22 protein-coding genes, 1 other RNA gene and 1 pseudogene are annotated in these 26819 nt (G+C 64.1%); 8 read left to right on the forward strand and 16 right to left on the reverse strand.

The genetic code is table 11. The annotated features are described in order from the left end of the window. Window positions 1–71: 71 nt before the first annotated feature. The 12 genes and pseudogenes from LL972_RS17930 to dnaA form a co-directional block, all read right to left on the reverse strand. A pseudogene (locus LL972_RS17930) lies at window positions 72–439 on the reverse strand (ExbD/TolR family protein). 113 nt (window positions 440–552) lie between these two features. Next, the gene (locus LL972_RS17935) at window positions 553–963 is read right to left on the reverse strand and encodes an ExbD/TolR family protein (RefSeq protein WP_011035269.1); all 411 of its coding nucleotides are present in this window, start codon (window positions 961–963) and stop codon (window positions 553–555) included. 3 nt (window positions 964–966) lie between these two features. Next, window positions 967–1389, reverse strand: a complete 423-nt coding sequence (locus tag LL972_RS17940) for an ExbD/TolR family protein (protein WP_011035268.1) — start codon at window positions 1387–1389, stop codon at window positions 967–969. A 45-nt stretch (window positions 1390–1434) separates the two neighbouring features. Beyond that, window positions 1435–2196, reverse strand: a complete 762-nt coding sequence (exbB, locus tag LL972_RS17945) for a TonB-system energizer ExbB (protein ID WP_005912445.1) — start codon at window positions 2194–2196, stop codon at window positions 1435–1437. Between the two features lie 85 nt (window positions 2197–2281). Beyond that, window positions 2282–2947, reverse strand: coding sequence for an energy transducer TonB (locus LL972_RS17950; protein ID WP_115655202.1), 666 nt, complete (start codon window positions 2945–2947; stop codon window positions 2282–2284). Window positions 2948–3100: 153 nt separating this feature from the next. Beyond that, window positions 3101–4297, reverse strand: coding sequence for a tetratricopeptide repeat protein (locus tag LL972_RS17955; protein ID WP_228328744.1), 1197 nt, complete (start codon window positions 4295–4297; stop codon window positions 3101–3103). 152 nt (window positions 4298–4449) lie between these two features. Next, the gene (locus LL972_RS17960) at window positions 4450–5256 is read right to left on the reverse strand and encodes a M48 family metallopeptidase (RefSeq protein ID WP_228328745.1); all 807 of its coding nucleotides are present in this window, start codon (window positions 5254–5256) and stop codon (window positions 4450–4452) included. 62 nt (window positions 5257–5318) lie between these two features. Next, window positions 5319–6155 (reverse strand): CPBP family intramembrane glutamic endopeptidase, encoded by an 837-nt coding sequence (locus LL972_RS17965; protein ID WP_228328746.1) that lies wholly within the window; start codon window positions 6153–6155, stop codon window positions 5319–5321. A gap of 67 nt (window positions 6156–6222) precedes the next feature. Next, window positions 6223–8667, reverse strand: coding sequence for a DNA topoisomerase (ATP-hydrolyzing) subunit B (gene gyrB, locus LL972_RS17970; protein ID WP_228328747.1), 2445 nt, complete (start codon window positions 8665–8667; stop codon window positions 6223–6225). A 114-nt stretch (window positions 8668–8781) separates the two neighbouring features. After that, a complete protein-coding gene (gene recF, locus LL972_RS17975; protein ID WP_228328763.1) occupies window positions 8782–9888 on the reverse strand; it encodes a DNA replication/repair protein RecF in 1107 nt (368 codons plus the stop codon). A 1087-nt stretch (window positions 9889–10975) separates the two neighbouring features. Next, window positions 10976–12076 carry a DNA polymerase III subunit beta gene (gene dnaN / locus LL972_RS17980; RefSeq protein WP_055852563.1) on the reverse strand — a complete coding sequence of 367 codons (1101 nt, stop codon included), beginning with the start codon at window positions 12074–12076 and terminating at the stop codon, window positions 10976–10978. Between the two features lie 276 nt (window positions 12077–12352). Next, complete coding sequence (dnaA, locus tag LL972_RS17985; RefSeq protein WP_228328748.1) at window positions 12353–13681, reverse strand: chromosomal replication initiator protein DnaA; 1329 nt, start codon at window positions 13679–13681, stop codon at window positions 12353–12355. A gap of 242 nt (window positions 13682–13923) precedes the next feature. Between dnaA and rpmH the strand changes: the two genes are divergently transcribed. The 4 genes from rpmH to mnmE all read left to right on the forward strand — a co-directional run bounded on the left by rpmH (window position 13924) and on the right by mnmE (window position 17714). Then, a complete protein-coding gene (rpmH, locus tag LL972_RS17990; RefSeq protein WP_002805908.1) occupies window positions 13924–14064 on the forward strand; it encodes a 50S ribosomal protein L34 in 141 nt (46 codons plus the stop codon). A gap of 38 nt (window positions 14065–14102) precedes the next feature. Beyond that, window positions 14103–14549 (forward strand): ribonuclease P protein component, encoded by a 447-nt coding sequence (gene rnpA, locus LL972_RS17995; protein ID WP_228328749.1) that lies wholly within the window; start codon window positions 14103–14105, stop codon window positions 14547–14549. A 15-nt stretch (window positions 14550–14564) separates the two neighbouring features. Beyond that, window positions 14565–16286, forward strand: a complete 1722-nt coding sequence (yidC, locus tag LL972_RS18000; protein WP_228328750.1) for a membrane protein insertase YidC — start codon at window positions 14565–14567, stop codon at window positions 16284–16286. An 87-nt stretch (window positions 16287–16373) separates the two neighbouring features. Next, complete coding sequence (mnmE, locus tag LL972_RS18005) at window positions 16374–17714, forward strand: tRNA uridine-5-carboxymethylaminomethyl(34) synthesis GTPase MnmE (RefSeq protein ID WP_228328751.1); 1341 nt, start codon at window positions 16374–16376, stop codon at window positions 17712–17714. 161 nt (window positions 17715–17875) lie between these two features. On the opposite strand, the gene LL972_RS18010 is transcribed toward mnmE, so the two are convergent. Further along, complete coding sequence (locus tag LL972_RS18010) at window positions 17876–18736, reverse strand: acid phosphatase (protein WP_228328752.1); 861 nt, start codon at window positions 18734–18736, stop codon at window positions 17876–17878. A 194-nt stretch (window positions 18737–18930) separates the two neighbouring features. On the opposite strand from LL972_RS18010, the gene LL972_RS18015 reads away from it, so the two are divergent. Then, the gene (locus LL972_RS18015) at window positions 18931–21231 is read left to right on the forward strand and encodes a TonB-dependent receptor (RefSeq protein ID WP_228328753.1); all 2301 of its coding nucleotides are present in this window, start codon (window positions 18931–18933) and stop codon (window positions 21229–21231) included. A gap of 97 nt (window positions 21232–21328) precedes the next feature. Here LL972_RS18015 and LL972_RS18020 read toward each other — a convergent pair. Further along, a non-coding RNA gene (locus tag LL972_RS18020) (sX9 sRNA) lies at window positions 21329–21403 on the reverse strand. Between the two features lie 77 nt (window positions 21404–21480). Here LL972_RS18020 and LL972_RS18025 point away from each other — a divergent pair. Further along, window positions 21481–22581 (forward strand): glycerophosphodiester phosphodiesterase, encoded by a 1101-nt coding sequence (locus LL972_RS18025; protein WP_228328754.1) that lies wholly within the window; start codon window positions 21481–21483, stop codon window positions 22579–22581. Between the two features lie 119 nt (window positions 22582–22700). Here the strand turns inward: LL972_RS18025 and LL972_RS18030 are convergent, their stop codons facing one another. Both LL972_RS18030 and LL972_RS18035 read right to left on the reverse strand, forming a co-directional pair. Continuing rightward, window positions 22701–23489, reverse strand: coding sequence for a rhomboid family intramembrane serine protease (locus LL972_RS18030; RefSeq protein WP_228328755.1), 789 nt, complete (start codon window positions 23487–23489; stop codon window positions 22701–22703). A 478-nt stretch (window positions 23490–23967) separates the two neighbouring features. Continuing rightward, a complete protein-coding gene (locus tag LL972_RS18035) occupies window positions 23968–24924 on the reverse strand; it encodes a TerC family protein (RefSeq protein WP_016901852.1) in 957 nt (318 codons plus the stop codon). Window positions 24925–25185: 261 nt separating this feature from the next. Between LL972_RS18035 and LL972_RS18040 the strand changes: the two genes are divergently transcribed. Next, on the forward strand, window positions 25186–26352 hold the full coding sequence (locus LL972_RS18040; protein WP_104585916.1) for a class I SAM-dependent rRNA methyltransferase: 1167 nt from the start codon (window positions 25186–25188) through the stop codon (window positions 26350–26352). Between the two features lie 31 nt (window positions 26353–26383). Further along, window positions 26384–26701 carry a hypothetical protein gene (locus LL972_RS18045; protein WP_228328756.1) on the forward strand — a complete coding sequence of 106 codons (318 nt, stop codon included), beginning with the start codon at window positions 26384–26386 and terminating at the stop codon, window positions 26699–26701. Window positions 26702–26819 lie beyond the last annotated feature (118 nt).

Here is a 26819-nt window from a genome sequence, read left to right on the forward strand (position 1 = left end):
GCATCACGCCTGCCATGAAGTTGGCGATGGCCACTTAGCTCCACTTCTGGCGACCGCTAGAAGTGGGGGGATTACCCAGCCAGCACCTTGGCCATCACCGCGTATTCGACATCCGCACTGGCGGCGATGCGCAGCTCTGGCTGATTGCCGGCTGCCTGGCGCATCTGTTCGATCAACCTGGGCTGCAATTCCTGCAGCATGATCGGGCTTGCATTCCAGAACACTTGCCCGCTGGCGTCCACACGCAACCCGATCGGTGCAGGCGGCTCCATTCGTGACCGGGCTTGCTCGCTGCGCTGTGGCAGGTCCACCGTGATTGGCCGCGCCAGCATCGGAGCGGTGACGATGAAGATGATCAACAACACCAACATGACATCCACCAGCGGCGTGACATTGATCTCCGCCAGCGGTCCCGATTGCCTGCCGTACTGAAAGCCATGACTGCCTCCTGTGCTGTGAGCGTGGATGCTGCGATCGAGCATAAAAAAACGCCACCGTTTCCGGTGGCGTTGCAGTCGCGTCATGACTGTTGTGTTGCGGTGTTGCGATGTCTTACTGCATGAAGCCGATTTTCTTCATCTGCGAGTTCTTCGCCGCAGCGAGCACCTTGGCCATCACCTCGTACTCCGCATCTTCATTGGCATCGATGCGCAGTTCCGGCTGATTGGTCGGATCGGCCTGCACCACTTCTTCCATCTTCTGCTGCAACTGCGCGACCGGGGTCGGGCTGTTGTTCCAGAACACCTGGTTGCTGGCGTCGATACGCAACTCGATCGGCGGCGGCGGTTCGGTCGTCTGCGGTGGCGGGTTGAGCACCCGCTGCGGCAGATCCACGGCGATCGGGTAGGTCATGATCGGCGCGGTCACGATGAAGATGATCAGCAGCACCAGCATCACGTCCACCAGGGGTGTGACGTTGATGTCGGCCATTGGGCCACGGTTTCCACCGGTACTGAATGCCATGGCTTACTGCCCCTTCTCTTTGGTTGCGACGAAGCCGACGTCCAACATGCCCTGACCCTGCGCGATCTTGGTGATCTCATTGATCGTACGCATCTTGGTCGTGCGGTCGCCACGCAAGTTGAGCGGCGGCTGCGGTGTCTGCTGTGCGGCGGTGGACAGGCGCGATTCCAGGGCTTCCTTGGAAATCGGCTCGTCGTTCCAGTACAGCGACCCGTCTTCCTTGACGGCCAGGGTGATCGGCGCGGCGCGTTTTTCCGCATCTTCCTTCTGGATCAGGTTGGCCTCTGGCAGCTCCACCTTGACCTTATGGGACATCAGCGGTGCCGTAATGATGAAGATGATCAGCAGCACCAACATCACGTCCACGAGGGGCGTCACGTTGATGTCGGCCATCGGGCCACCGCTGTTTCCACTACTGAAGGCCATAACGGGCTCCGTCTAAATCGTTGCGAAGTCGTTCTTTACTACGGATTAGCGAACGCGCGAACCAGTGGCGAAGAAGTCGTGCAGGTCGTGGGCGAAGGTGTCGAACTTGGCGATCACCGAGCTGTTGACCTTGGAGAAGAAGTTGAACGCGAACACGGCCGGGATGGCGACGAACAGACCGATCGCGGTCATGATCAGCGCTTCACCCACCGGGCCGGCAACGGCGTCGATGGAGGCCGAACCGGTTGCACCGATCTTGATCAGCGCGCCGTAGATGCCCCACACGGTACCGAGCAGACCGACGAACGGTGCGGTCGCACCGACGGTGGCCAGCAGGGTCATGCCCGACTGCAGCTTGGTGCTCTCGCGGGTCACGGCCTGACGCAGGGCGCGATCGACGAATTCCGAGCGGCTCAGGCTCTCGCCCAGACCACCGGTGCTGCCTTCGGCGCGCTGGTGGTGAGCAGCAGCCTGCGCTGCGTCCAGTGCGATCTTGGAGAACGGCTCGGAAGCCGGCTGCTCTTCCATGGCGCGGATGGCGTCCTGTGCATTCGGGGCATCCCAGAACGCGGTGGTGACGCGGTCAGCCGCGCTCTTCAGACGGGTGGCGCGGAAGATGTTGATGACAGTCCAGTACCAGGAGGCAGCGGACATGGCGATCAGGGTGATCAAGACGACCCAAGACACGGCGAAATCGCCGGGGCTGGAGGTCATTTCAGTGATCAAGTGCTCGAAGCCCATCTGCGACAGAGCGGCCGACGGATTGGAGCCCCCTGCAGCGGCGGCGATAAAGAATTCCTGCAGCATGACGCTTACCTTTGTTGTGTGTGGTGATGAAGGGTGGAGCGAAAGGAAGACAGGATCCTGGGCCGACCGTAGCCGTCCCGTGGGATCAGTTCAGAGCAAAGTTGACCGGGACGCGGACACGTCCGGCGGCTTTCTGCCCGTTGACAGTGGAGGCGTTGAACTTCCACTTGCGTGCTGCGTCCATCGCGGCACGGTCAAGGTCGCGGTTGCGGCTGGACTTTTCGACCGACACATTGGTCACGTTGCCGCTTGCATCCACATCCACGATCAGGATGACCTCACCTTGGACACCGGCACGGAATGCTGCCGGCGGGTACTTCGGCGGGTTCATGTTCTTGGACGAGATATCGACACTGGCGCCGATGTCACTCGGCGGTTGCGGCGGAGCCGGCGGGCTCGGCGGCGTGACGATATCGCTCGGACGCGGTTCGGGAACATCGACGACCGGAGCTTCCGGCGGCGGCGGAACCGGTGACGGCTTCGGCGGCGACAGATTCTTGACCGGCGGTGGCGGCTTGTCTTCCGGCGGCGGCGGCGGCGGCGGGGGAGGAGGCGGTGCATCCACCAAGGTGACCATGGTGGTGCGCTCCTTCTCTGCCGGAGCCTTCGGCGCCACTGCAGGGATCAGCAACATCATCAGTGCAGTGAGGTGCAAGGCAATTACAAAAGCAATGCCGATAATGCGGGCCCAGCTCAGACCCTGGTTCCCGGCATCATAGTCATGCCTGTGGATAACGAGTTGTTCCGTCATGCGCCAATGGCTCTTTCAGTGGGGGCCCCGGATCACTGTGATGATCCCCAGGTTTTCGGACGGCTTTGACACCGCAGGAACCCCCAAGCTTATACCAATCCCGAGTCCTGTAACCACTAAAAACACAGGGATTTCGGGGGTTTATTTTCTTTTTTACTTCAGATTGATGATCTTCTTGGCGTCATCGGGTTTTTTGACACCCTTGGCGATTGCCTGCTGCGCGGCCTGCTTGGCCTCCGGGATGCGACCTTCCGAATGCAGCACCTTGGCCAGATTCAGATAGGTCTCGCCGTCCTTGGAAAGCGGTGCGGCCTTTTGCCAATTCTCGATCGCCTTGGGCACATCTTCGCTGTAGTAATACGACTGTGCCAGCGCAAGGTATGTCTGATAATCGGGTTTGAGGATGCCTTTTTGCATACCTTCATTGATGACCGCGATGACGTCCTTTTCCTTGTTCTCGGTGTTGGCGTAGATGGAATACAACTGCTTGTATTCCTTTTCTTCGGTCAACTGCCCGGCAGCGCGCAGCTTGTCCATCACTGCGGCAGCCTTGTCCATCTGATCGGCCTGCATATACATGCTGGCCAGGTTGAGCTGGGCCTTCTTGTCGTTCGGCGTCTTGGCGGCGAGCGCTTCGGCGGCGGCCACCGCTTCACCGGTCTGGCCGGCCTCTGCGTAGGACGCCATCAGCAACTGGTTCCAGGTGTCCTTCGGCTCGGGCGAGGCGGCGATGGCCTGCTTCAACACCGGAATGGCTTCCTTGTAGCGCTCGGCCTGGTACAGCGCCTGACCCTTGAGGATCAGATCTTCCGGGCGCTGCGACTTGCTCTCGTCCAGATACTTGTCCAGCGTGGCCAGGCCTTCGGCCTGCTGGTCGTCCTGCATCTGCAACTGCGCCAGCATCAGCATCGACTGGAACTGGCCGTTGTTGTCCAGCGCATTGAGGCCGATCGCCTGCTGCAGGTATTTCTTAGCGGCGGCGGTGTCGTCCATGTTGTACGCCGCCTGGGCGGCCAGCTGCGAGGCCAGCGCCTTGTCGGCTTCGTTGGCCGAGCCATTGGCGAGAATCTCGTCGGCCTGGGTACGCACGGCCGGGAAGTCTTCGCCCTTGTTGAAGGTCTCGATCAGTTTCTGCAGCTTGCTGCCCAGCTTGGACGAGGGCTTGATCGTCGGCGCGGCGCGGGTGGACTGCGGATACAACTCTTCGGCCTTGCCGCTGCTCTTGGACTTGCGGCTGGCGCGCTCGGACGAACGATCCGACTGCGCGACCGCATCGGCGACGACAGCCCCGCCCAGCGACGCGGCGATGAACAGGGACAACAGGGCTTGCTTGCGGTTGAGCAGTTTCATGTTTCACCTCGGACGAGCCGCCGTCGGGCGGTACGAAAAGCGGAATAAACGCTGTACGAAAAATCTGAGCCGGCAAAGTTAGCAGAAAGTCTCAGTTCCCGAAAACGGTTTCCATGCTGTGTTGCGACATTCGGTACGTAAGCGCTGCGATATCAGCCGCAGCGCGGCACGCGTCCGTCCTGTCGCGCTTGCTGGTAAACCGGTGCGAGTTGACTGACGTCTGCCTGCAGTTCGCGGATGCGATTGGCGGGGTCGGGGTGGGTGGACAGCCACTGCGGCTGGCGGTTGCCGCTGGCGGCCATCATGTTCTGCCACAGCGTCACCGCCTGGGCAGGATCGAAGCCGGCCTGGGCCATCAGACGCTGGCCGACCACATCGGCCTCGCTCTCCTGGGTGCGTGAGCCCGGCAGCAGAAACACGGTCTGGGCGGTCATCCCGCCGACCTGGTTGACAGCACTGGCCGCACCGTCGCCATAGGCTGCACCGGCCAGCGCGCCGATGATGCCCAGGCCGGTCTGCGCACCGAGCTGACGGGTGATCCGTTCTTCATGATGGCGCGAGATCACATGCCCGATCTCGTGTCCGAGCACGGCGGCCAGCTGATCCTGCGTCTTGGCGACGGTGAAGATGCCGGTGTTCACGCCGACCTTGCCACCGGGCAGCGCGAACGCGTTGGCTTCGTCATCGACAAACAGCGCGGTTTCCCAACGGGTCTCGCGCCACTGCGGCGGCAGCTGCGCCACCAGCGCATTGACCACGCACTGCACATAGGCGTTCTGCTTGCCGTCGGTGCTGACTTTTTCCTTGGCCTTGGTCTGCGCGAACGACTCTGCGCCAAGCTTGTCGAGCTGGTCCTGCGTGACGCCTCCCACCACCTGTCGGCGGCCGGTCGGCGAGGTTGTGGTGGCACATGCCGTCAGTGCAAGGACGGCGACAACGATCAACAGCCTAGCTTTCATTCAATCCCCCTTGAACCCTGGGGGCATTTTGGCAGGCTCGTCTTAACTTTTCGTCAAACGGCTCAGCCGACCCCAAAAAAGTACAGCGCCGCCAGGGCGGTGGCGTTGTTGACGCCATGCGCGACGATTGGTGCCCACAGCGTGCCGGTGCGCCAATACAGCCATGCGAACGCCGCGCCCATGCCGCCGTAGACCAGCCACAGTTGCGCGATGGCAGCCGGGCCATTGCCGCTGACACCGGGCACTTCGTGCACCAGCGCAAAGATCGCACTGCTCAGCGCGATGCCCAGCCAGGGCCGGCCGGCGGCGAGCAGGCGGCCGAACAGCACGCGTCGGAACAGCAATTCTTCATACGCGGGGGCGATGGCCACCGCAAACACCACCAGCGCCAGCGGCCATTGCTTGATGGCTTCTTCCATCAGCGGCAGGTTGGTCGGCACCGGCTTGATGCCCAGCGCGGACGCCGCGACGCTGACCAGATTGCTGAGCAGGAACACGCCGGCAGCGATCAGCGCGGTACAGCCCCAGGTGGAGGCACGCCTTGCAGCGGCCCGCGAAGCCCGGTGTTCGTCTGCGGTCGCACGGCGGCGCCAGTAATACAGCAGCAGCGCCGGCGAAGCGGTGCTGACCAGCGCGGTGAGCAATTGCACCAGCACGCCGGGTTGGCCGAGCGCGGCCATGATCTCGGTCGAAGAGAGCGTCAGGCCTTGCGCCTTGGCGGCCTGCACGGCACTGACGCCGCGGAACACGCCCCTGAGCGCGAAACCGGCCACGCTCAGCAACAGCAGCAGGCCGGTGGCAATCAGTACATCGATGCCGAAGCCGAGCAATGGCGGAAGCAGCGGGGCATTGCCGGCAACCGGCGTCGCTGCCGGCCTCTGTGGAGGATCTGTGCGCATCGTCGTCCTGAAAAAACCGCAGACGCCGGCGCATCGCCTGCGCGATGTGCCGGCGGGCGACGGTGGCTCAGATGTCCAGGTTGGACACCTTCAGCGCGTTGTCCTCGATGAAGTCGCGACGTGGCTCGACCACATCGCCCATCAAGGTGCTGAAGATCTGATCGGCGGCCACGGCATCTTCGATACGCACCTGCAACAGGCGACGCGTATCCGGATTGACCGTGGTCTCCCACAGCTGCTCGGCGTTCATTTCGCCCAGGCCCTTGAAGCGCTGTACCTGGCGGCCGCGCTTGGCCTCTTCCAGCAGCCAGGCATGCGCCTGGGCGAAGCTGGTGATCGGGTGGGTCTTGTTGCCGCGCACGATCTGCGCGCCTTCACGCACCAGGTCGTGCAGGGCCAACGAGACCTCGCGCAGCGGACGCAGCTCGCCACTTTCGAACGCGCCCATCGGCAGCACCTGGGTAAATTCCTCGCCCATGTGCCTGCGCACCGCCACCAGCGACGCCGAGGCGCTGTCGGTAGCTGGGTCGAAACGCAGCTGGTAGCGCGCCGTGCCCAGGGTGCCGCGGTTGAGTACCGCCTGCAGCGCATCCAGGGTAGGGTGCTGTTCGCCTTCGGCCTGCAGCTTGTCCACGTCCAGCGGCGGCAGGTCGATCAGCGCGGTGAGCAGCGCCGGGTCGTAGCGGTGCGCATTGCGCGCGATCGCCTCGTTAGCGCTGGTGAACAGCATCAACAGCTTTTCCAGCGCTTCGCCGGTGATCGGCGGCTCGTCGGTGGCGGGGATCAGCGCAGCGCCTTCGACCGCATTGCTGGCCAGATAGGCATTGAGCGCCGCATCGTCCTTGAGGTACAGCTCGCTCTTGCCCTGCTTGAGCTTGTACAGCGGCGGCAGGCCGATGTAGATGTAGCCGCGCTCGATCAGCTCCGGCATCTGTCGGTAGAAGAACGTCAGCAACAGGGTGCGGATGTGCGAGCCGTCGACGTCGGCGTCGGTCATCAGGATGATGCGGTGGTAGCGCAACTTGTCCGGGTTGTATTCGTCGCGGCCGATGCCGGTGCCGAGCGCGGTGATCAGCGTGCCGACCTGGTCGGACGCCAGCATGCGATCGAAACGCGCACGCTCGACGTTGAGGATCTTGCCGCGCAGCGGCAGCACCGCCTGGTTCTTGCGGTTGCGGCCCTGCTTGGCCGAGCCACCTGCCGAGTCACCCTCGACGATGAACAGCTCGGACAGCGCCGGGTCTTTTTCCTGGCAGTCGGCCAGCTTGCCGGGCAGGCCGGCGATGTCCAGCGCACCCTTGCGGCGGGTCAGGTCGCGCGCCTTGCGCGCGGCTTCGCGCGCACGGGCGGCGTCGACGATCTTGCCGGTGATGGCCTTGGCTTCGTTCGGATTCTCCTGCAGGAACTCCTGCAGGCGCGCACCGAAGGCGTTTTCCACCGCCGGGCGCACATCCGAGCTGACCAGCTTTTCCTTGGTCTGCGAGGAGAAGCTGGGGTCGGGCACCTTGACCGAGAGCACCGCGATCATGCCTTCGCGCATGTCGTCGCCGGTCAGCGCGACCTTGGCCTGCTTGGCGATGCCATTCTGCTCGATGTAGTTGCTGAGCACCCGCGTCAGCGCAGCACGGAAGCCGGCCAGGTGGGTGCCGCCATCCTTCTGCGGGATGTTGTTGGTGAAGCAGTACATGGTTTCCTGGTAGGCGTCGGTCCATTGCAGGGCCACGTCCACCACGATGCCGTTGTGCTCGCCGGTCACCGAGATCACGTTCGGGTGCAGCGGCGACTTGAGCTGGGCTAGATGCTCGACGAAGCTACGGATGCCGCCTTCGTAGTGGAAATCGTCACGGCGGCCTTCGCCACGCTCGTCGATCAGCGCGATCTTTACGCCGGAATTGAGGAACGACAGCTCACGCAGGCGGCGCGCCAGGATGTCGTAGTGGAACTCGACATCGCTGAAGATCGCCACGGCCGGCTTGAAGCGCAACGTGGTGCCGCGCTTGGTCGAGGCTTCCAGCTGCTTGAGCGGGTACTGCGGCTCGCCCAGCGCGTATTCCTGCTGGTAGTGGAAGCCGTCGCGCCAGATGTCCAGCCACAGGTGCTCGGACAGCGCGTTGACCACCGACACGCCCACGCCATGCAGGCCGCCGGAAACCTTGTAGCTGTTGTCGTCGAACTTGCCGCCGGCGTGCAACACGGTGAGGATCACCTCGGCCGCCGAAACGCCTTCTTCCTTATGGATGTCGACCGGTACGCCGCGGCCGTTGTCGGACACCGACACCGAGCCATCGACGAGTATCTTCACCACGATGTCGTCGGCATGACCGGCCAGGGCTTCGTCGACCGAGTTGTCGACCACCTCGAACACCATGTGATGCAGGCCGGTGCCATCATGGACATCGCCGATGTACATGCCGGGGCGCTTGCGGACGGCTTCCAGGCCACGCAGCACGGTGATCTTGCTGGAGTCGTAGGTGCCGTTGGGAGTGGGCGAGGTGTTTTGTTCGTCGGTCATGCGTGTGCCGTTAGCTCCACAACACGGGCGCAGGCGGCAGGAGCCGCATCGCACCGTGGGAAAAGGGGGATAGCCCGCCAATTATACCAGTCGGCCCACCTGCGCCGCCGACGGTTACGCGGCGGGCGTTAGCACGGCTACATTGCCGTGTTCCACGTGGAACCGATGCAGGAGTTTGCCGGATTCGGCCAGGCCGGGCGGCATTTCGGTGGCGGTGATCAGCACCTGCGCCGGTGCGGACGCCAGCCGCTGCAGCACGCGTGCCTGATGATGGCGATCCAGCTCCGACCCTAGGTCGTCCAACGCGATCACGGGCCATTCGCCCCGCTCGTGGGCGAAGTCTTCGGCCTGCGCGAGCAGGCAGGCGAGAGCAGTGAGTTTTGCCTGGCCGCGGGAGAGCGCATCCTTGCCCGGCAATGCATCGAAGGCTGGCGCCCAATCAGCCCGGTGCGGCCCTTGCGAGGTGTAGCCGTTCTGGCGATCACGCTCGCGTGCCAATAGCAGCGCGTCGGCCAACGACACCTCATGGCGCTTCCAGCCCGTTGCGAACTTCAGCGCGGACAGCCCGAGCGACGGGGCGATCGCCGTGGCGACCGGAATCAGTCGCTCCTGCAGGCGCTCCAGGTAGCGAAGACGGCGCGATGTCAGCGTTTCGCCGGATTCGGCGAGTTCGTGATCCCAGGCATCGAGCATGCGCGGTTGTGCGCCCTGTTTGAGCAAGGCATTACGCTGTTTGAGCGCTCGCGCGTAGCGTCGCCACAGCGCCAGGAAGTCAGGTTCCACGTGGAACAGTCCCCAATCGAGGAAACGTCGACGCGGTTCGCCGCCGCCACTGATCAACACATGGCTGCCGGGCTCGAAGGTCACCACAGCCAGCGCGGCACATAAGGCGCCAAGCTGGGCGACATCTTCGCCATCCAGCCGGCCGGTCCATTCCTGGCCACTGTGGCGCAGGCCCGCCCGCCGCGTGCGTTCTCCCGCCGCAGCAGTGCCCTCGCGCCACTCCACGAAGACTTCCAGATCGTGGGCGCCTTGCTGGATCAGCCCGTCGCGCACACGGCCACGAAAGCTGCGGCCATAGGCCATCAGATGCAACGCTTCCAGCACGCTGGTCTTGCCCGCGCCGTTATCGCCGGTCAGCAGGTTCAAGGAACTGGCGGGGTGGAGGTCGACGGTCTCGAAACGACGAAGTCGATGGATGGACAACCGCACTACGTGCATCGATCGGTCTGCTCTGCGCTGTGATCCGGCATCCCGGTCGGAGCGGAGGATACGTGATCGATGCGGATTCTGCCCGCGCAGATGCGGACTGACCCGAGGGATAGGCAGGGGACAACCTGTGGATAAAAAGCAGCGCTGAGCAACCACTCCTGCTTATCCACAGGTTGTCGACCCCTCCACACGGGTCTAAACACAGGGTTTCAAGGCCTAAAAGTCATTTGAAAACAAACACATAGGGTAGTTTACGGCGAAATCTGGCCCTACCATCACCACCAAGCTCTTAAATTATTTATAGATTTAAAAGCAAAACTCGATGTGCATAACTCAAAAACTGGCTTGAAAACGCGCAAGTTCAGACGTAGCTGTACGTCTCGGTTCGGAGTGAACCACTCCGTGCTTGATGAACTGGTTCAGACTGATTCCAGTGCGAATGACTTTGCTTGACGACAAAACCACACGCATGACTACCGAATCTCACTGAAGCTGCGACAAAGCCAGCTTTCCCCAATGTTGGCGGGTGACACGAGGAGAAGCCCGTTGTTCCACGTGCCCGCCGTGAACCTGCCAACAGGGTCTTCGTGACTCAACAGGTCCCGGGTGGATTGCTTACTTGCGCGGAGCACACCGATTTCACGTGGCACTGTCCCTGGGCAAGACAGCGCACTGATCCTTGGGGCTGCCTCCAATCACAGATTGGCCAAGCATCAATGCCGACCACAGCAGCGCGCCAGGCTCATGCCCCTTTGTTTTGATATTGCTCGCCTACGAACTTACGCACATCAATCCAAGCATATGAATTGATGCGCTTGTGCGGTCGTTGAAGTCTGGCTACCCAAGAGTGGCTTCTATCGAAACGTTCTTTGCTTGGTGACTGTGCGGCGCTGCTACTCCGAAGATCCTGCCCGAAGGCGCAGCCGCTTCGGCTGAGGCACCCAGGCATCTGGGCACCTAACCAGCGGAGAGCGGATGCCCAGAGACGCTCAAGCCTCCCAAAGCCTTACACCGCAACGAACCTAGCGCTCTTGATCTCCAAAACGAAAAAGCCCGGCTTTCGCCGGGCTCCTCGTGTTCCACGTGGAACGCAACGTCAGAGACGCAGCGGCATCACCACATGGCGGGACTTCTCGCTGCTGGCCTCGCGCACCAGTGCCGACGAATTTGCATCGCGCAGCTGGATGACCACGTGCTCATCGCGCAGTGCAGACAGCGCGTCAAGCAAATAGTTGACGTTGAAGCCGATGGCCAGATCGTCGACCTTGGTGTCGGCCTCGATTTCTTCCTGCGCTTCCTCCTGCTCGGGGTTGTGTGCGCTGATCTTCAGCTGACCCGGAGACACTTCCACCCGCACGCCGCGGTACTTCTCGTTCGACAGGATCGCCGCACGCTGCAGCGATGCGCGCAGTGCCTCTCGGTCCACCTTGACCTCGCGATCGGCGCCGATCGGAATCACTGCCTCGTAGTCCGGGAATCGGCCGTCGATCAGCTTGGAGGTGAAGGTCACATCGCCACGCTTGACGCGGATATGGCTGCGACCCACTTCCAGCTCCACTTCGCGATCTGCCGCTTCCAGCAGACGCAGCAGCTCGGTCACGCCCTTGCGCGGGACGATGATCTGGCGCTTGGCACCGCCGGACTTCTCCAGCTCGGTCTCGCACAGCGCCAGACGGTGGCCATCCGTGGCGACGCAACGCAGCAGGCCATCGCGCAGGTCGAACAGCAAGCCGTTGAGGTAGTAGCGCACATCCTGCTGGGCCATGGCGAACGCAGTGCGCTCGATCAGCTCCTTCAACGCCGCTTCCGGCACCGCGACGCGCTCGGTGGCTTCGACTTCATCCACCGACGGGAAATCGTTGGCGGGCAGCGTAGCCAGAGTGAAGCGGCTACGCCCGGCCTGCACCGTGACCTTGTCGCCGGTCTGCGAAATCGTGACGCGGCTGCCGTCGGGCAGGGCGCGCAGGATGTCGAACAACTTGCGCGCCGGAATCGTGGTTTCGCCGTCCTGCGCGTCTTCCACCATCGTGCGCGAGATCATTTCCACTTCCAGGTCGGTACCGGTCAAGGAGACCTGTCCGTCCTTGACCTGCACCAGCAGATTGGCCAGAACCGGCAGGGTTTGACGGCGTTCGACCACATTGACCACCTGGGCCAATGGTTTGAGGAAGGCTTCGCGCTGCAGTGTAAAACGCATGTGGTTCCGTGCCCCTATGCTTTAAAAGATATGGAATAAATCAAAAGCTTGGTGGTGATGGTAGGGCCGTTTTCAGCGGATAACCACCATAACTGTTTGTTTCCAAAGACAAATTAGCGCCTGAAAGTCGTTGGACTAGTGCCCCTGGTCTAGCGGTAAAACCTGTGGATAGTTTTCCGCCCGACCTGCGAGGCAACGTTATCCACAGATTCTCCCGCATTTGACCCCAACGTTTCCACGCTTTTCTCCAAGCGGGCCGTCAAGGCCGTTCCCGGCTTACTCGCTGAGCTTGCGAATCAGCTTTTCCCAATCCTCGCGCAGCTTGCCGTCGGCCTCCATCAGCGTGCGGATCTGCCGGCAGGCATGCAGCACGGTGGTGTGGTCGCGGCCGGCGAAGGCGTCGCCGATCTCCGGCAGGCTGTGTTCGGTCAGCTCCTTGGCCAGCGCCATGGCCACCTGGCGCGGACGCGCCAGCGAGCGGGTACGTCGCTTGGAGAGCAGATCCTTCATCTGCAGGCCGTAGTAGTCCGCCACGGTCTTCTGGATATTGGGGATGCCGATCGCCTGCTGCTGGGCACGCAACAGGTCGCGCAGCGTCTCCTGGGCAAATTCCACCGTGATCGAGCGGCCGGTGAAATTGGCGCGTGCCACCAGGGTGTTGAGCGCCCCTTCCAGGTCGCGCACGTTGGAGCGCATCTTCTTGGCGATCAAAAACGCCACGTCGTCCGGAATCTCGGCGCCGCGCTCGCGCGCCTTGGCCAGCACGATCGCCGCACGGGTCTCGAAATCGGGCGGGTCGATCGCCACCGACAGGCCCCAGGCCAGACGCGACTTCAGCCGCGGCTCCAGGCCTTCGACCTCGCGCGGATAGCGATCGCAGGTCAGGATGATCTGCTGGCGGCCATCGAACAGCGCGTTGAAGGTGTGGAAGAACTCCTCCTGCGTGCGGTCCTTGCCGGCGAAGAACTGGATGTCGTCGATCAGCAGCGCATCGATCTGCTGGAACTGGCGCTTGAACTGGTCCATCGCCTTGTCCTGCAGTGCCCGGATCATCGCGCTGAAGAACTGTTCCGAGCGCAGGTACATCACCTTGGCGGCCGGGTTGGCCTGGCGCAGTGCATTGCCGGCGGCAAACATCAGATGGGTCTTGCCCAGGCCGGTGCTGCCGTACAGCAGCAGCGGGTTGTGCGCGCGGTCGCCGGGCTTCTGCGCGGCCTGGATCGCAGCGGCCAGACCGAGCTGGTTGCTGCGGCCTTCGACGAAGTTGGCGAAGGTGTAATGCGAATCCAGATTGCCGGCAAACGGCACGATCGGCGCGGCAACCGGTGCGCTGGGCACGGCCATCGGCGCCGGCTGCGGCTCCGGCGCACGCGGGCGCGAGCCAACCGCCAGTGCCACTTCGCCGTTGCCGACGAAATACGCCACCAGTTCGCGGATGCGCGGCAGGTAGCGCTCACGGACCTGGTCGACGATGAAGGCGTTGGGCGCATACAGCACGATGCTGTCGCCGCGGTCTTCGGCTTGCAGGGGTTTCAACCAGGTATGGACGTCTTCGGGCGGGAATTCGGCTTCGAGACGTTCCAGACAGCGGGGCCAAGCATCCATCAAAGTATGATCATCTGTTGCTGGCTGCGGCGCGCAGAAAAGCGCCGTGCTCGCAGCCCGGTAGTGAAAAGAGGATGGGCCAGACTAGCACCGAGGGCAGGGTTTTCCCAGACTTATTCACAGGTCCATCCACAGGGCATGACCGCCGTCACCTCCGGTAAAGCGCCCGGGGAGTTGACCCGGGCGCGGGAGGCCCTATAGAATTGCCGGTCCTATTCGTCTCCATTCATGCAGAGGGCCCCATGGCCACCAAGCGTACTTTCCAACCCAGCAACCTTAAGCGAGCACGCGACCATGGCTTCCGCGCACGTATGGCAACCGCCGACGGCCGCAAGATCCTGGCTCGCCGCCGCGCCAAGGGCCGCAAGCGCCTGAGCGCTTGATTGCCGCGCCGCTCCCTGCGGCCGAGGCAGTCCCTAACGTGAACGCATCGAACCCGTGCAGGCGATTTCCTCGCTCTGCGCGGGTTCGTACGCGTGCGCAATACACGGTCGTTTTCGATACTGCACGTCGTACCTCGGACCCGTTGCTCAGCCTGCACTGGCGGACCGGCGATACGCCGCCGCGCCTGGGCATGGCGGTGTCGCGCAAGGTCGATACGCGTGCGGTGGGCCGTAATCGGATCAAACGCGTCCTGCGCGATGCCATGCGCCATCTGCTGCCCGAGCTTGCCGGCGGTGACTACGTGATTGTGGCGCGTTCGGCATCCGCAAAAGCGACCAATCCACAAATTCGCGACGCCTTCGTGCGTCTGCTGCGCCGTGCCGGCGCATTGCCCCTGCCTGCCGCGCCCGGCACAATGCCGCCCGCCAGGACGATGCACCCATCCTCCCTTTCCCCGACAGAGCCGGAACCCAGTTCCGACTGAGCGAGTTGCTGCCCGATGAACCAGACCCGTGTTTTCCTGATTTTTGCCTGGCTGATGGTCGCGGCGCTGCTGTGGATGGAGTGGGGCAAGGACAAGGCGGCCGCCAATGCGCCGGTGGCCGCGGCGACCCAGTCGGTGCCGGCCGCGCGTGACCTGGACGCAGCTGCGACCGCTGCTAATGTGCCAGCGGCACAGGCCATTCCGCAGGCGGGCGCGCCGGGCGCCGTGCCGGCGACCAGCACGACTGCCGCGACGCCGGCCGCTGCCGGTGCTGCGCCGGTGATCACCCTGACCTCGGACGTGCTGCGCCTGAAACTGGACGGCCGCAGCGTGCTCGATGCCGAATTGCTGCAGTTTCCGCAGACCAAGGACGGCACCGCGCCGGTCAGCCTGCTGACCGAAGATGCCGCGCACCCCTATAACGCCACCAGCGGCTGGGCCAGCGAGCATTCGCCGGTACCGGGCGTAGGCGGCTTCCGCGCCGAACAGCCGGGCACCGCGTTCGAACTGGCCAAGGGCCAGAACACCCTGGTGGTGCCGTTCGTGTGGAATGGCCCCAACGGCGTGTCGATCTGCCGCACCTTCACCCTGGAACGCGGTCGCTATGCGATCTCGATCAAGGACGAGGTGATCAACAAGAGTGGCGCGCCGTGGAACGGCTACGTGTTCCGCAAGCTGAGCCGGGTGCCGACCATCCTCAGCCGCGGCATGACCAACCCGGATTCCTTCAGCTTCAACGGGGCGACCTGGTACAGCCCGCAGGAAGGCTACGAGCGTCGCGCGTTCAAGGACTACATGGACGATGGCGGCCTCAATCGCCAGATCACCGGCGGCTGGGTGGCGCTGCTGCAGCACCACTTCTTCACCGCGTGGATTCCGCAGAAGGACCAGGCCTCGCTGTATGTGCTGAACCAGGACGGCCCGCGTGACGTGGCAGAGCTGCGTGGCCCGGCCTTCACCGTGGCGCCGGGTCAGACCGCCACCACCGAGGCACGCCTGTGGGTCGGCCCGAAACTGGTCAGCCTGATCGCCAAGGAAGACGTGAAGGGACTGGATCGCGTGGTCGATTACAGCCGCTTCTCGATCATGGCCATCATCGGCCAGGGCCTGTTCTGGGTGCTGAGCCATCTGCACAGCTTCCTGCACAACTGGGGCTGGGCCATCATCGGGCTGGTGGTGTTGCTGCGCCTGGCGCTGTATCCGTTGTCGGCGGCGCAGTACAAGTCTGGCGCCAAGATGCGCCGGTTCCAGCCGCGCCTGGCGCAGCTGAAGGAGCGCTACGGCGACGATCGCGTCAAGTACCAGCAGGCGACGATGGAGCTGTTCAAGAAGGAAAAGATCAACCCGATGGGCGGCTGCCTGCCGCTGCTGATCCAGATGCCGATCTTCTTCGCGCTGTACTGGGTGTTGGTGGAATCGGTGGAACTGCGCCAGGCGCCGTGGCTGGGCTGGATCCAGGATCTGACCGCGCGCGATCCGTACTTCATCCTGCCGCTGCTCAACATCGCCATCATGTGGGCCACGCAGAAGCTGACCCCGACCCCGGGCATGGACCCGATGCAGGCCAAGATGATGCAGTTCATGCCGCTGGTGTTCGGCGTCATGATGGCCTTCATGCCGGCCGGCCTGGTGCTGTACTGGGTGGTCAACGGCGGCCTTGGTCTGCTGATCCAGTGGTGGATGATCCGCCAGCACGGCGAGAAGCCGAGCAAGATCATCCAGGCCAACGCCAAGTAAGCAGTTGCACAGAGCCCGCCGCAAGGCGGGCTTTCTGCATGTGCGCCTGCAAGCCACGTCTTTGACTACACGCCTTACCATCTGCCCATGTCTTCTTCGCCATCGACCATTGTTGCCATCGCCAGCGCCGCCGGAACCGGAGGCATCGGCATCGTGCGGCTGTCCGGGCAGCAGGCCGCGCAGATCGCTGCCGAGTTGGGTGTCCCGAATCTGCAACCACGGCAGGCGAGATACGCACGCTTTCGCGATGCGCAGGGCGAGGTGATCGACGATGGCATCGCCTTGTGGTTTCCGGCGCCGCACAGCTTCACCGGCGAAGCGGTGGTGGAGTTGCAGGGCCATGGCAGCCCGGTGCTGTTGCGGCGACTGGTGAGCCGCTGCATTGCCCTGGGCGCGCGCCAGGCACGCGCGGGCGAGTTCAGCGAGCGCGCCTTTCTCAACGGCAAACTTGATCTGGCGCAGGCCGAAGCAATCGCCGATCTGATCGCCGCCGGCGATCTGCGCGCGGCACGTGCTGCGCGCAGATCGCTGGACGGTGTGTTTTCGCAACGTGTCGATGAGGTCAGCGACGGCCTCACCCGGCTGCGCATCCACGTGGAAGCGGCCATCGACTTTGCCGACGAGCCGCTGGACACGCTGGGCGGGGCGCAGGTGCGCGATGGATTGACGCAGGCTCGCGGTCTGCTCGCGCAGTTGCTGCGCGATGCCGAGCGCGGGCGCAAGTTGCGCGACGGCCTGCATGCGGTGCTGATCGGCCCGCCCAACGCCGGCAAGAGTTCCTTGCTCAATGCACTGGCCGGCAGCGAGCGCGCCATCGTCACCGATGTCGCCGGCACCACCCGCGACACCTTGCAGGAAGCCATCCAGCTCGATGGCTTCGAACTCACCCTGGTCGACACCGCCGGTCTGCGCGAGGGCGGCGATGCGATCGAACGCGAGGGCATGCGTCGCGCACGCGTGGAACTGCAGCGCGCCGATCTGGCGCTGGTGGTGCTGGATGCACGCGACCCGCAGGCCGCACGCGATGCGATCGGCGATGCCGTCGATGCGGTGCCGCGTCGGCTGTGGATCCACAACAAATGCGATCTGCTGGCCGAACCCGCAATGCTCGATCGCGATGCGATCGCGGTATCGGCAGTGACCGGGCAGGGACTGGAGCAGTTGCATGCCCGGTTGCGTGAGCTCGCACTGGGCGATGGAATGGAAAGCGTGGAAGGCGAATTCTCCGCACGTACGCGGCATGTCGAGGCACTGCGTCGTGCTGAACAGCACGCAGATGCGGCGGATCTGGAGCTGGGTTTCGAACAACTCGAACTGGCCGCCGAAGAATTGCGTCTGGCACAGGAAGCACTCGGCGAGATCACCGGCAAGCTGAGCGCCGACGAATTGCTGGGCAAGATCTTTTCGAGCTTTTGTATCGGCAAATAATCACTTACCTGCCGCCACGCATGAAGAGCCAATGCAGATGCTTGCTACTGGTGTTCTGATCCGGGACCGTAGCGGTGACAAGCGCATAGCGTGAATAGCAAGTCACATGCTGTGACATCGAAACCCAGAACCTGCGCCCGCGCCCGCGCCGCAAAAACGAATCACATCACACCAGGCAGCATGGTCTGTAGCGCAGCGTCCTCTGCTGCGCAGGCTGGCGATTCCGAGAGCGCTACCGGCTGCTTCGCACGCGCCTTGGCGATCTCGCGGCGTGCGGCGCTGAGATCCTTCTGGAACTCGGCATTGTCGTGCAACGCGGCGACGGTGGCGGCGCCCATGATGCGACCCTGGAGGACATCGCTCTGCCAGTGCACGTTGCAGACCAGGCGGCTGTCGCCGAAGGCGCGGCCGCGGGCGAGCAGGGCGTCGCGTTGTGCGGGGGCCAGCTCGGCCAGGATCAGGCCCCAGCTCCAGCCGATGGCGGTGTGGCCGGAGGGGTAGGAGCCGTTCTTGCGCAGCGCCGCGTCGTCGTCTGGCGTGCACATCGGCTGGTCGTTGCGCATGAACGGGCGTGGCCGCTGGTAACGGGCCTTCGCTGCGCTGGTGCTGGTGCTGGCGTCGCGCATGCTGCGTTCGAGCAGACGCAGCAGGTGCGGGGTATGAGCCTGGTCGATCTGGATGCCGAGCGCGCAACTGAAGTGATTGGCGGCCGCCGGGAACGTCAGCGCAGCGTCCTGTGTAGCCAGGTTCCAGCGCGGTGTGCCGCGCAGGGCGAGCATGGAGGTGGCGATGGCTTGATCGTTGGCGAGCGCGGCGCTGCCGTCCTGCGGCGGCGGCGGTACCAGGCGCAGGCTGTCGGGCACGTGTGCTTTTTCCAGGTAGCCATGTGCATCGGTGGCGATCACCGAGCCCGTGGGGGCCACCTTGTCGCGCGCGCTTGCACTGCCGCATCCCACTGCCAACACCGCGATGGCGACGCTGGTCAGCGTCCGGGAACAAGCGCGAGCAATGCGATCGGACATGGAGCAACCCTCGGACAACACAGACGGATGAGCTCGCAGATTACGACGCGCAGATGACATCTGCATGCCAGCGCGGCGCAGCGCTGGCGCGGCATGCGCAGCGACTGTCGCGGCACTGTCACGTGGCAGTCGCATCGGCGCAAGACAGCTGTCGCACGCTTGCCGTCATCTTTTGACTCGTCCCCCTGCCGCTCATGCCCAAGACCCATCTCTTAAGTGCCGCCGTCCTCACCGCCCTCGTGTTGTCGCCGGCCGCCCATGCCGCCGATCCCGAAGTGACCGCCGACACCGGCACGACCGTGCAGCAACTCGATGCGGTCTCGGTGATCGGCCAGGGCGAAACGCGTCAGGTGCAGCGCATCACCCAGCAGGACATTCCGGTGTTGCCGCCGGGTACCAGCATCCAGAAGCTGCTCAACCGCATGCCTGGCGTCAATGTGCAATCCAACGATGCCTTCGGTGCCAACGAGGAGTCGCAGACGATCAGCCTGCGCGGCTTCAACGGCACGCGCCTGGGCTATACGCTCGACGGCCTGCCGCTGGGCGACAACGCCTACGGCAACTACAACGGCCTCAACATCAGCCGCGCGCTGATTGCGGAAAACTTCGGCGGCGTGGAGCTGGCCTCGGGCATCGGCGCGCTGGGCACCGCCTCCACCAGCAACCTGGGCGGCACCATCCAGTACTACTCGGCCGATCCGTCCAGCGTGTTCGGCGGGCAGCTGTCGCAGACGGTGGGCTCGGACGCCAATCGCCGTACCTTCCTGCGCGTGGACACCGGCGACTACAACGGTTTTTCGGCGTATCTGTCGGGCATCAATGCCGAGGCCGACATGTGGGCGCGCCCGGACTCGTCGACCACCACGCGGCAGTTCAATGCCAAGGGCGTGTACCAGTTCGACGGCGGCAAGCTGACCGCATTCGCCGATACCTCGCGCACCTCGCAGGCGGACTATGCGTATCTGTCCAAGAGCGGCATGGTGCGCGGCCTGGGCTGGGACTGGAACCTGTACGCACCGGACTGGAACCGCGCGTTGGCCGCGGCGTACTGCGCACCGGCCACGCGCAATGCGGCGCGCTGCGGTTTCAGCGGCGGCGTGGACAATGTCGACGATGCCTACTACCAGAGCCGTGCGTTGCGCGACGACGATCTGTTCTACGTGGCCGGCGACTTCCAGCCCAACGATGCGATCAGCCTGCATACCCAGGTCTATCACCACGAAAACAAGGGGCAGGGCCACTGGTGGTCGCCGGGCCAGGCGTCCAATCCGGGCACGCCGCAGGCATTGCCGATCTCGATCCGCAGCACCAACTACTGGATCAACCGTACCGGCGGCATCGCATCGCTCGGCTGGAACCTGGGCGCGCATCACCTCGAAGTCGGGCTGTGGTACGAGCGCAATCACCACGATGTGGAGCGCAATTTCTACTGGATCGACGGGCCGGTCAGCGACGACAAGTTCCTGCAGGATCCGGATCGCCGGCTGTTCTCGCAGAACTACATCATCACCACGCGGCAGTTCTACGTGCAGGGCAACTTCAAGTTCCTCGACGAGCGCCTGAGCGTGGATCTGGGTATCAAGAGCCCCAGCACCGAAATGACTGCGCGCGAGACGCCGGGGCTGGCGGTGGAAGCACCGGTGGCGACCGGCTCGATCAAGGCCAGCGAGTCGGTGCTGCCGCAGGTCGGCCTGGGTTATCGCATCGCAGACGGGCAGGAAGTGTTTGCCTCGTACGCGGAAAACATCGCCGCGTTCCAGGGCGGCGGCGCCGGTGGTCCGTTGCTGGTGACGCAGGCCTCGTTCGATGCCAGCGTCGGCGCGCTGGAGCCGGAAAAGTCGCGCACCGTGGAGGCTGGTTATCGCTTCGTGCGTGACCACTTCGAAGCCTCGCTGGTCGGCTACGACGTCACCTTCGACAACCGCCTGCTCTCGCTCAATCCCTGCGCCAGCATCCAGCAGGGCACCACACCGGCCTGCACCACACGCTTCTTCAACGTGGGTTCGGTGAGCAGCCGCGGTGGCGAACTGACGGTGATCTGGAAGCCGACCAGCTACCTGCAGTGGTACAACTCGGCCTCGATCAACCGCTCGACCTACGACGACAACTATGTGCAGAACGGGGTGACCATCCCGACCGCCGGCAAGACCACGGTGGATACGCCCAAGCGCATGTTCGCCAGCGAAATCGCGTTCAACTACGCCAACTGGAACATCAATCTGCGCGGTAAGTACACCGGCCAGCGCTACTACACCTACACCAACGATCAGGGCTTTGGCGGCTACACCTCGTTCGACGCGGGCGCCGGCTACGACTTCGGCCAGGCCGGCGTGCTGCAGGGGCTCAAGCTCTCGCTCAACGTCACCAACCTGACGGACAAGCGCTATGCGTCCAACCTCACCGCGTTCGCCAACAGCGATCCGACTGGCCGTCAGCTGGCGTTCCATGCCAGTGCGCCGCGGCAGGTGTTTTTGACCTTGGATGCGAAGTTCTGAGTTAGGGATTGGGGAGTCGGGATTGGGGATTGGTAACAGCGGGTCTTGTGGCTGCTTATTGATTTCCGGTGTCGATCGACGTGGATGGTTTTAGAGTGGCTGGCAACACCTAGCGAGTGATTGTCGGGCGGGTGCGGGCGATGCGGAGGAAGCGGGATGTACGGTCGTGCATCCCGCCTCGATCATCGGCCAAGCTCGCTTGGCGATGACGCGGTGGTGTTGATGGCTGCTTTTTCATTGGAGAAAGGCATGATGCAGTTCCACCGTATCTGGCTGTTGGGGGCGATGATGGTCGGCATGAGCGGGCCCGCGTTGGCAGAGGCGCCGTTGGCGAAGACGGTGCAGATCTTTGCGCACCGTGGCGCCAGCGCATTGCGTCCGGAACACACCCTGGCCGCGTATGCCAGGGCGATTGTCGATGGCGCCGATTTTGTCGAGCCGGACCTGGTGTCCACCAAGGATGGCGTGCTGGTGGCGCGCCATGAGAACGAGATCGGCGGCACCACCGATGTGGCCAGCCACCCGGAGTTCGCCGCGCGCAAGACCCGCAAGACCATCGATGGCCAGGCGATGGAAGGCTGGTTCACCGAGGATTTCACCCTGGCCGAATTGAAGACGCTGCGCGCGCGCGAGCGTTTGCCGCAGTTGCGCGGCACCCGTTGGGATGGGCAGTTTCAGATCGTCACCTTCGACGAGATCATCGATTTTGTCGCAGCCGAATCGGCGGCGACCGGGCGCAGCATCGGGCTGATTCCGGAGATCAAGCACCCGAGCTATTTCAGCCGGCTGCATCTGGCGATGGAAGACAAGGTGCTGGCGAGTCTGCGTGCGCATGTCTACACGCAGACCGCGCCGGTGGTGATCCAGTCGTTTGAAACCGCCAACCTGCGTTATTTGCGCGGCAAGATCGGACGCAGCAGCAATATTCGCTTGCTGCAGTTGCTGGGCGGCGCGCAGATGGCGCTGCCCGATGCGGGCGTGGGCAGCGCGCCGCGGACCTACGGGCAGATGATCACGCCCGAGGGGTTGACGCAGGTCGCCAGCTACGCCGATGCGATCGGCCCGGACATCCGCAGCATCATTCCGCTGGATGCGCAGCAACGCCTGGGCACGCCGACCAGCCTGGTGCACGACGCGCATGCGGCAGGACTGCAGGTGCAGCCGTACACGTTCCGCCCGGAGAACTACTTCTTGGCTGCCGAAAACCGCAGCAGCGGCGCGGTGACCGAGCGTAACGACGCCGGTGCACTGGCCGAGTTGAAGGCGTATCTGGATGCCGGCATCGATGCGTTCTTCGCCGACGACCCGGGCCTGGCGCGGCGCGCGTTGCAGGGGCAACCATCGCGCTAGGCAGCGCCTTTGTAGGAGCGTGCCTGCGCGCGATGAGGCGGTCCCGGTAATGCCCTGTCGCGCGCAGGCACGCTCCTACGAAAACCAGCGGCCGTTTTGGTGGTTGCTCCATGCAGGCACTAGCTGCCCGGTGGACGCTCGCGCGGCGGGAAGTGCAGCACCACGTTGTGCGAGCCGTCTTCCTGGCGTTGCCACAGCACCGGCACCTGGCGTGGTGGCGGCGGTTCCAGCACGTCGCGTTCGGCGTTGCTGATTTCCCAGGCGGCATCTTCGTCTTCGTCCTCCCAGCTGTAGCGCGGCCTGGCCTGTTGCGGGTCGCGCAGGCGCAGCAGCAACGCGGCGATCAGGCCGGCCACCGCGCCGCCCAGATGCGATTGCCAGGACACGCCGGCTTCGTGCGGCAGGATGGTCAGCAACATGCCGCCATAGAACAGGAAGGCGATCATGCTGGTGGCGATCGCCGGGCGGTCGCGGCGCAGCAGGCCCAGCACGAACACCAGGAACATCAGCCCGTGGGTGACGCCGCTGGCGCCCAGATGCCGGCTGCCGGGCTCGCCCAGCAACCACGCGCCCAGGCCCGAGCCCAGCCACAACAACGGCAGCGCCAGGGCGGTGGCACGCGGATACACGCTGCCGGCCAGCGTGCCCAGGATCAGTAGCGCGGCGGCATTGGCGCCCAGATGCGCGAGCGAGCCATGCAGCAGCGGTGCGGTGAGGATGCCGAGCAGGCCATCGGCCTGCAGCGGTGCCACCGCCCAGGCGCGCCAGTCGAACATGCCCTGGGCGGTGAACACCGCCACCAGCAGCAGCACGGCGGCCAGGCTGAAATTGAAGGCACGCAACACCCGGGAACGATCCAGGCGGTCTTGCGCGGTGGCGTCGGCGGCGGCAACAGGAGGCGGTGTCATACCTTCACGGATGGCGTCGCGCGGATTTTTTACAAGCTATCCGGCTCGGGATAAGCAGGCCCGACGACGGGATAATCCAGCCCCGCCGCCGATCGTTGGCGCAGCGGCCGCACGGCACCATGCAGGTGACCAGGGCGCGACACCGAATATGCCGCAGCATCACGCCCTGGCCAGTTCGGCCCGGGAACGCCCCCAGCGACTGGGAGCCTGAATCCGGGCGGCCTTGAGAGGGGATTGAACGGTGGATGTCTCGGTCGTAGGGCGGACGACCTGCGGCTTGGCTGCAGGGCCCTTGCCCGCCCACCATCGCGGGACACGCCGTGAATCCGTCCATGGAGGCTCTTACGCGGCATCCATGCCGCGTAAGGTCCCGCGACGGTGAGCGGGCAAGGACCAGTCGAGAAAGTCGGTGTGCGTAGTTGCCAGCAATGCATGTGTAGCTACCGTTCCCGAATCCCGAATCCCGAATCCCCGCCCCTCAGTGCCTGGCCGGCTTGGGCGGCCGCAGCAGGCTCAGCACGATGGTGAAGACCAGGATCACGATCACCACTGCCAGCGAGACCAGCACCGGGATCTTGTACAGATCGATGATCATCATCTTGGTGCCGATGAACACCAGGATCACCGCCAGCCCATACGGCAGCAGGTGGAAGCGGTCGGCCATGCCGGCCAGCAGGAAGAACATCGCGCGCAGGCCCAGCACCGCGAACACGTTGGAGGTCAGCACGATGAACGGGTCGGTGGTGATCGCAAAGATCGCCGGGATGCTGTCCACCGCAAAGATCACATCGATCACCGCAATCAGGATCAGCACCACGAACAACGGGGTGAACCAGCGCTTGCCGTCCTTGATCACGCTCAGCGCATGGCCGTGGTATTGCGGACTCAGGCGCAGATGCCCGCGCATCCAGCGCAGCACCGGGTTGGCTTCCAGATCCGGCTCCTTGCCGGCGGAGAACCACATCTTGATGCCGGTCAGCAGCAGGAACGCGCCGAACACATACAGCAGCCAGTGGAACTTGGTCAGCAGCACCGAGCCGGCAAAGATCATGATCGCGCGCAGCACGATCGCACCCAGCACGCCGATGATCAGCACGCGCTGGCGCTGTTCCTCGGGCACGCCGAAGTAGGTCATCACCATCAGGAACACGAAGATGTTGTCGACCGCCAGCGATTTCTCGACCAGGTAGCCGGTCAGGAACTCCAGTCCGATGCGGTCGGCCGCCGCGTCGCCCATGCTGCCCTGCAGGTACCACCACAGGCCGGCGTTGAAGGCCAGCGCCAGCAGCACCCAGCCGATGCTCCACCAGGTGGCTTCCTTGAAGGTGACCTTGTGGGCACCGCCGTGGCGCATCAGCACCAGATCGACCAACAGCGCCACGATCACCACGATCGCGAAGCCGCCCCATAACCAGACATTGCCAATGGTTTGCATAAAAGAATCCCGAAAGTGAAACGACCTGGACAGCCGGTGGGCTGAGGCCTTGTGACACGGAAATCGTGGATTCCGGGTGACGGACCTTCGCCTGCGCGGCGAAGGTCTCGCTCACAACCGGCCTGGCCGGTTGCCGTTGCACCGGAGCCTGGCTGGCAGGACTCGTCATGACGGCGACAACGCTTGGAGCTACTCCCCTTCTGCGCCCGATTCTGCGTGCCGGAGGGCAGGCACGTCAATCCAGCCGGATACAATGGGCGGATGAATACTCCAGTCCCCGTCGTCCGACTCAAGAATGCCTGGCGCTCCAGCCACCCGTGGATCTTCCAGAAGCTGGTGGAAAAGCCCGCCGCCAAGCCCAAACCCGGCACCATCGTCGATGTGGTCGGCGTGGACGGGGAGTGGGTCGGCCGCGGCTTCTACAACGGCCACTCGCGCATCGCCGTGCGCATCCTGGAGACCGACCAGGCGGTGCCGGTGGATGCGGGCTGGTTCTCGCGCAAGATCGCCGCGGCAGTGAGCCTGCGCCGCGACTGGCTCAAGCTCGACGCGGTGTCCGATGCCTGGCGCGTGGTGCACAGCGAAGGCGACGGCCTGTCCGGCCTGGTGGTGGACCGCTATGGCGACCTGGTGGTGGTGGAGTTCTTCGCCGCCGGCATGTTCCGCCACCGCGAGTGGATCTACGAGGCGCTGCGCGCGCAGTTCCCGGGCTGCCGCTTCCACAGCTTTGCCGACGAACACGTGCAGAAGCAGGAAAGCTTCGATTTCCACGGCAATACCACCACCGAAGCATCGGTGATCACCGAGTACGGCATCAGGTTCCGCGCCGACCCGGCCGGTGCGCACAAGACCGGCTTCTTCGCCGACCAGCGCGAGAACCGCCAGTGGCTGAGCGAGCAGGTCGAGGGCAAGAGCGTGCTGGACCTGTGCTGCAACACCGGCGGCTTTGCGGTGTATGCGGCCGCGCGCGGTGCGTCCGAGGTGCTGGGCGTGGACATCGACGAGGACGTGATCGCCATCGCCAAGGGCAACGCCAAGCTCAACAACGTGCGGCCGAAGTTCGTGCAGGCCGACATCTTCCCGTGGCTGCGTGATGCGTCCAATCGCGGCGAGCAGTTCGATGTGGTGATCCTGGACCCGGCCAAGATGACCCGCGACCGCGAGCAGGTGATCCCGGCGCTGAAGAAATACCTGGACATGAACAAGCTGGCGCTGGGTGTGGTCAAGCCCGGCGGCCTGTTCGCCACCTTCTCGTGCACCGGGCTGGTGGCCGAGCAGGAGTTTCTGGACATGCTGCGGCGCGCCTCGTATTTCTCCGGGCGCACCATCCAGATCCTGAAGGTGGCCGGTGCCGGCCCGGACCATCCGTTCATGGCGCACGTACAGGAATCGCGCTACCTGAAGGCTGTTTTCTGCCGCGTGATCTAGCGCGGCGATCAACCCGTGGAGCGGCCAGGCGATGACACCGGACGATGAGGAACGCAAGGCGCTGATCCGGTTGCTGCGCGAGATCGAGCGGCCCCATGCCAGCCTGCTGGCCAGCAACTGGCCGGTGTTCGGCGTGTGGCTGCTGTTTTCCGCGGCCTTCATGTATCTGTTCCAGACCGGCAGCGGCTCGCCGTTGCATCCGTTGACGCTGGCGCTGGGCTCGACCTGCCTGGGCGTGTTCGGTGCCTGGATCGTGTTGCGCTCGGTATGGGCGCGGCAGTGGCTGCACCTGCGCGAGCACGTCGATGTCGAGAGCGTGCGCGCACGCCTGGCCGAACTGGGCGACTGAACACCACGCGCAGCACCACTGCGCGCTGATCAGGTGCGTGCGATGGATTGCGCGCGGCCAGATCAAATCGCTTGCATGCTGCGCGCTGTGTGCAGCCCATTGCGAACATCCGATCGCT

Source organism: Xanthomonas campestris pv. asclepiadis (assembly GCF_020784175.1).
GTDB lineage: Bacteria > Pseudomonadota > Gammaproteobacteria > Xanthomonadales > Xanthomonadaceae > Xanthomonas > Xanthomonas campestris_D.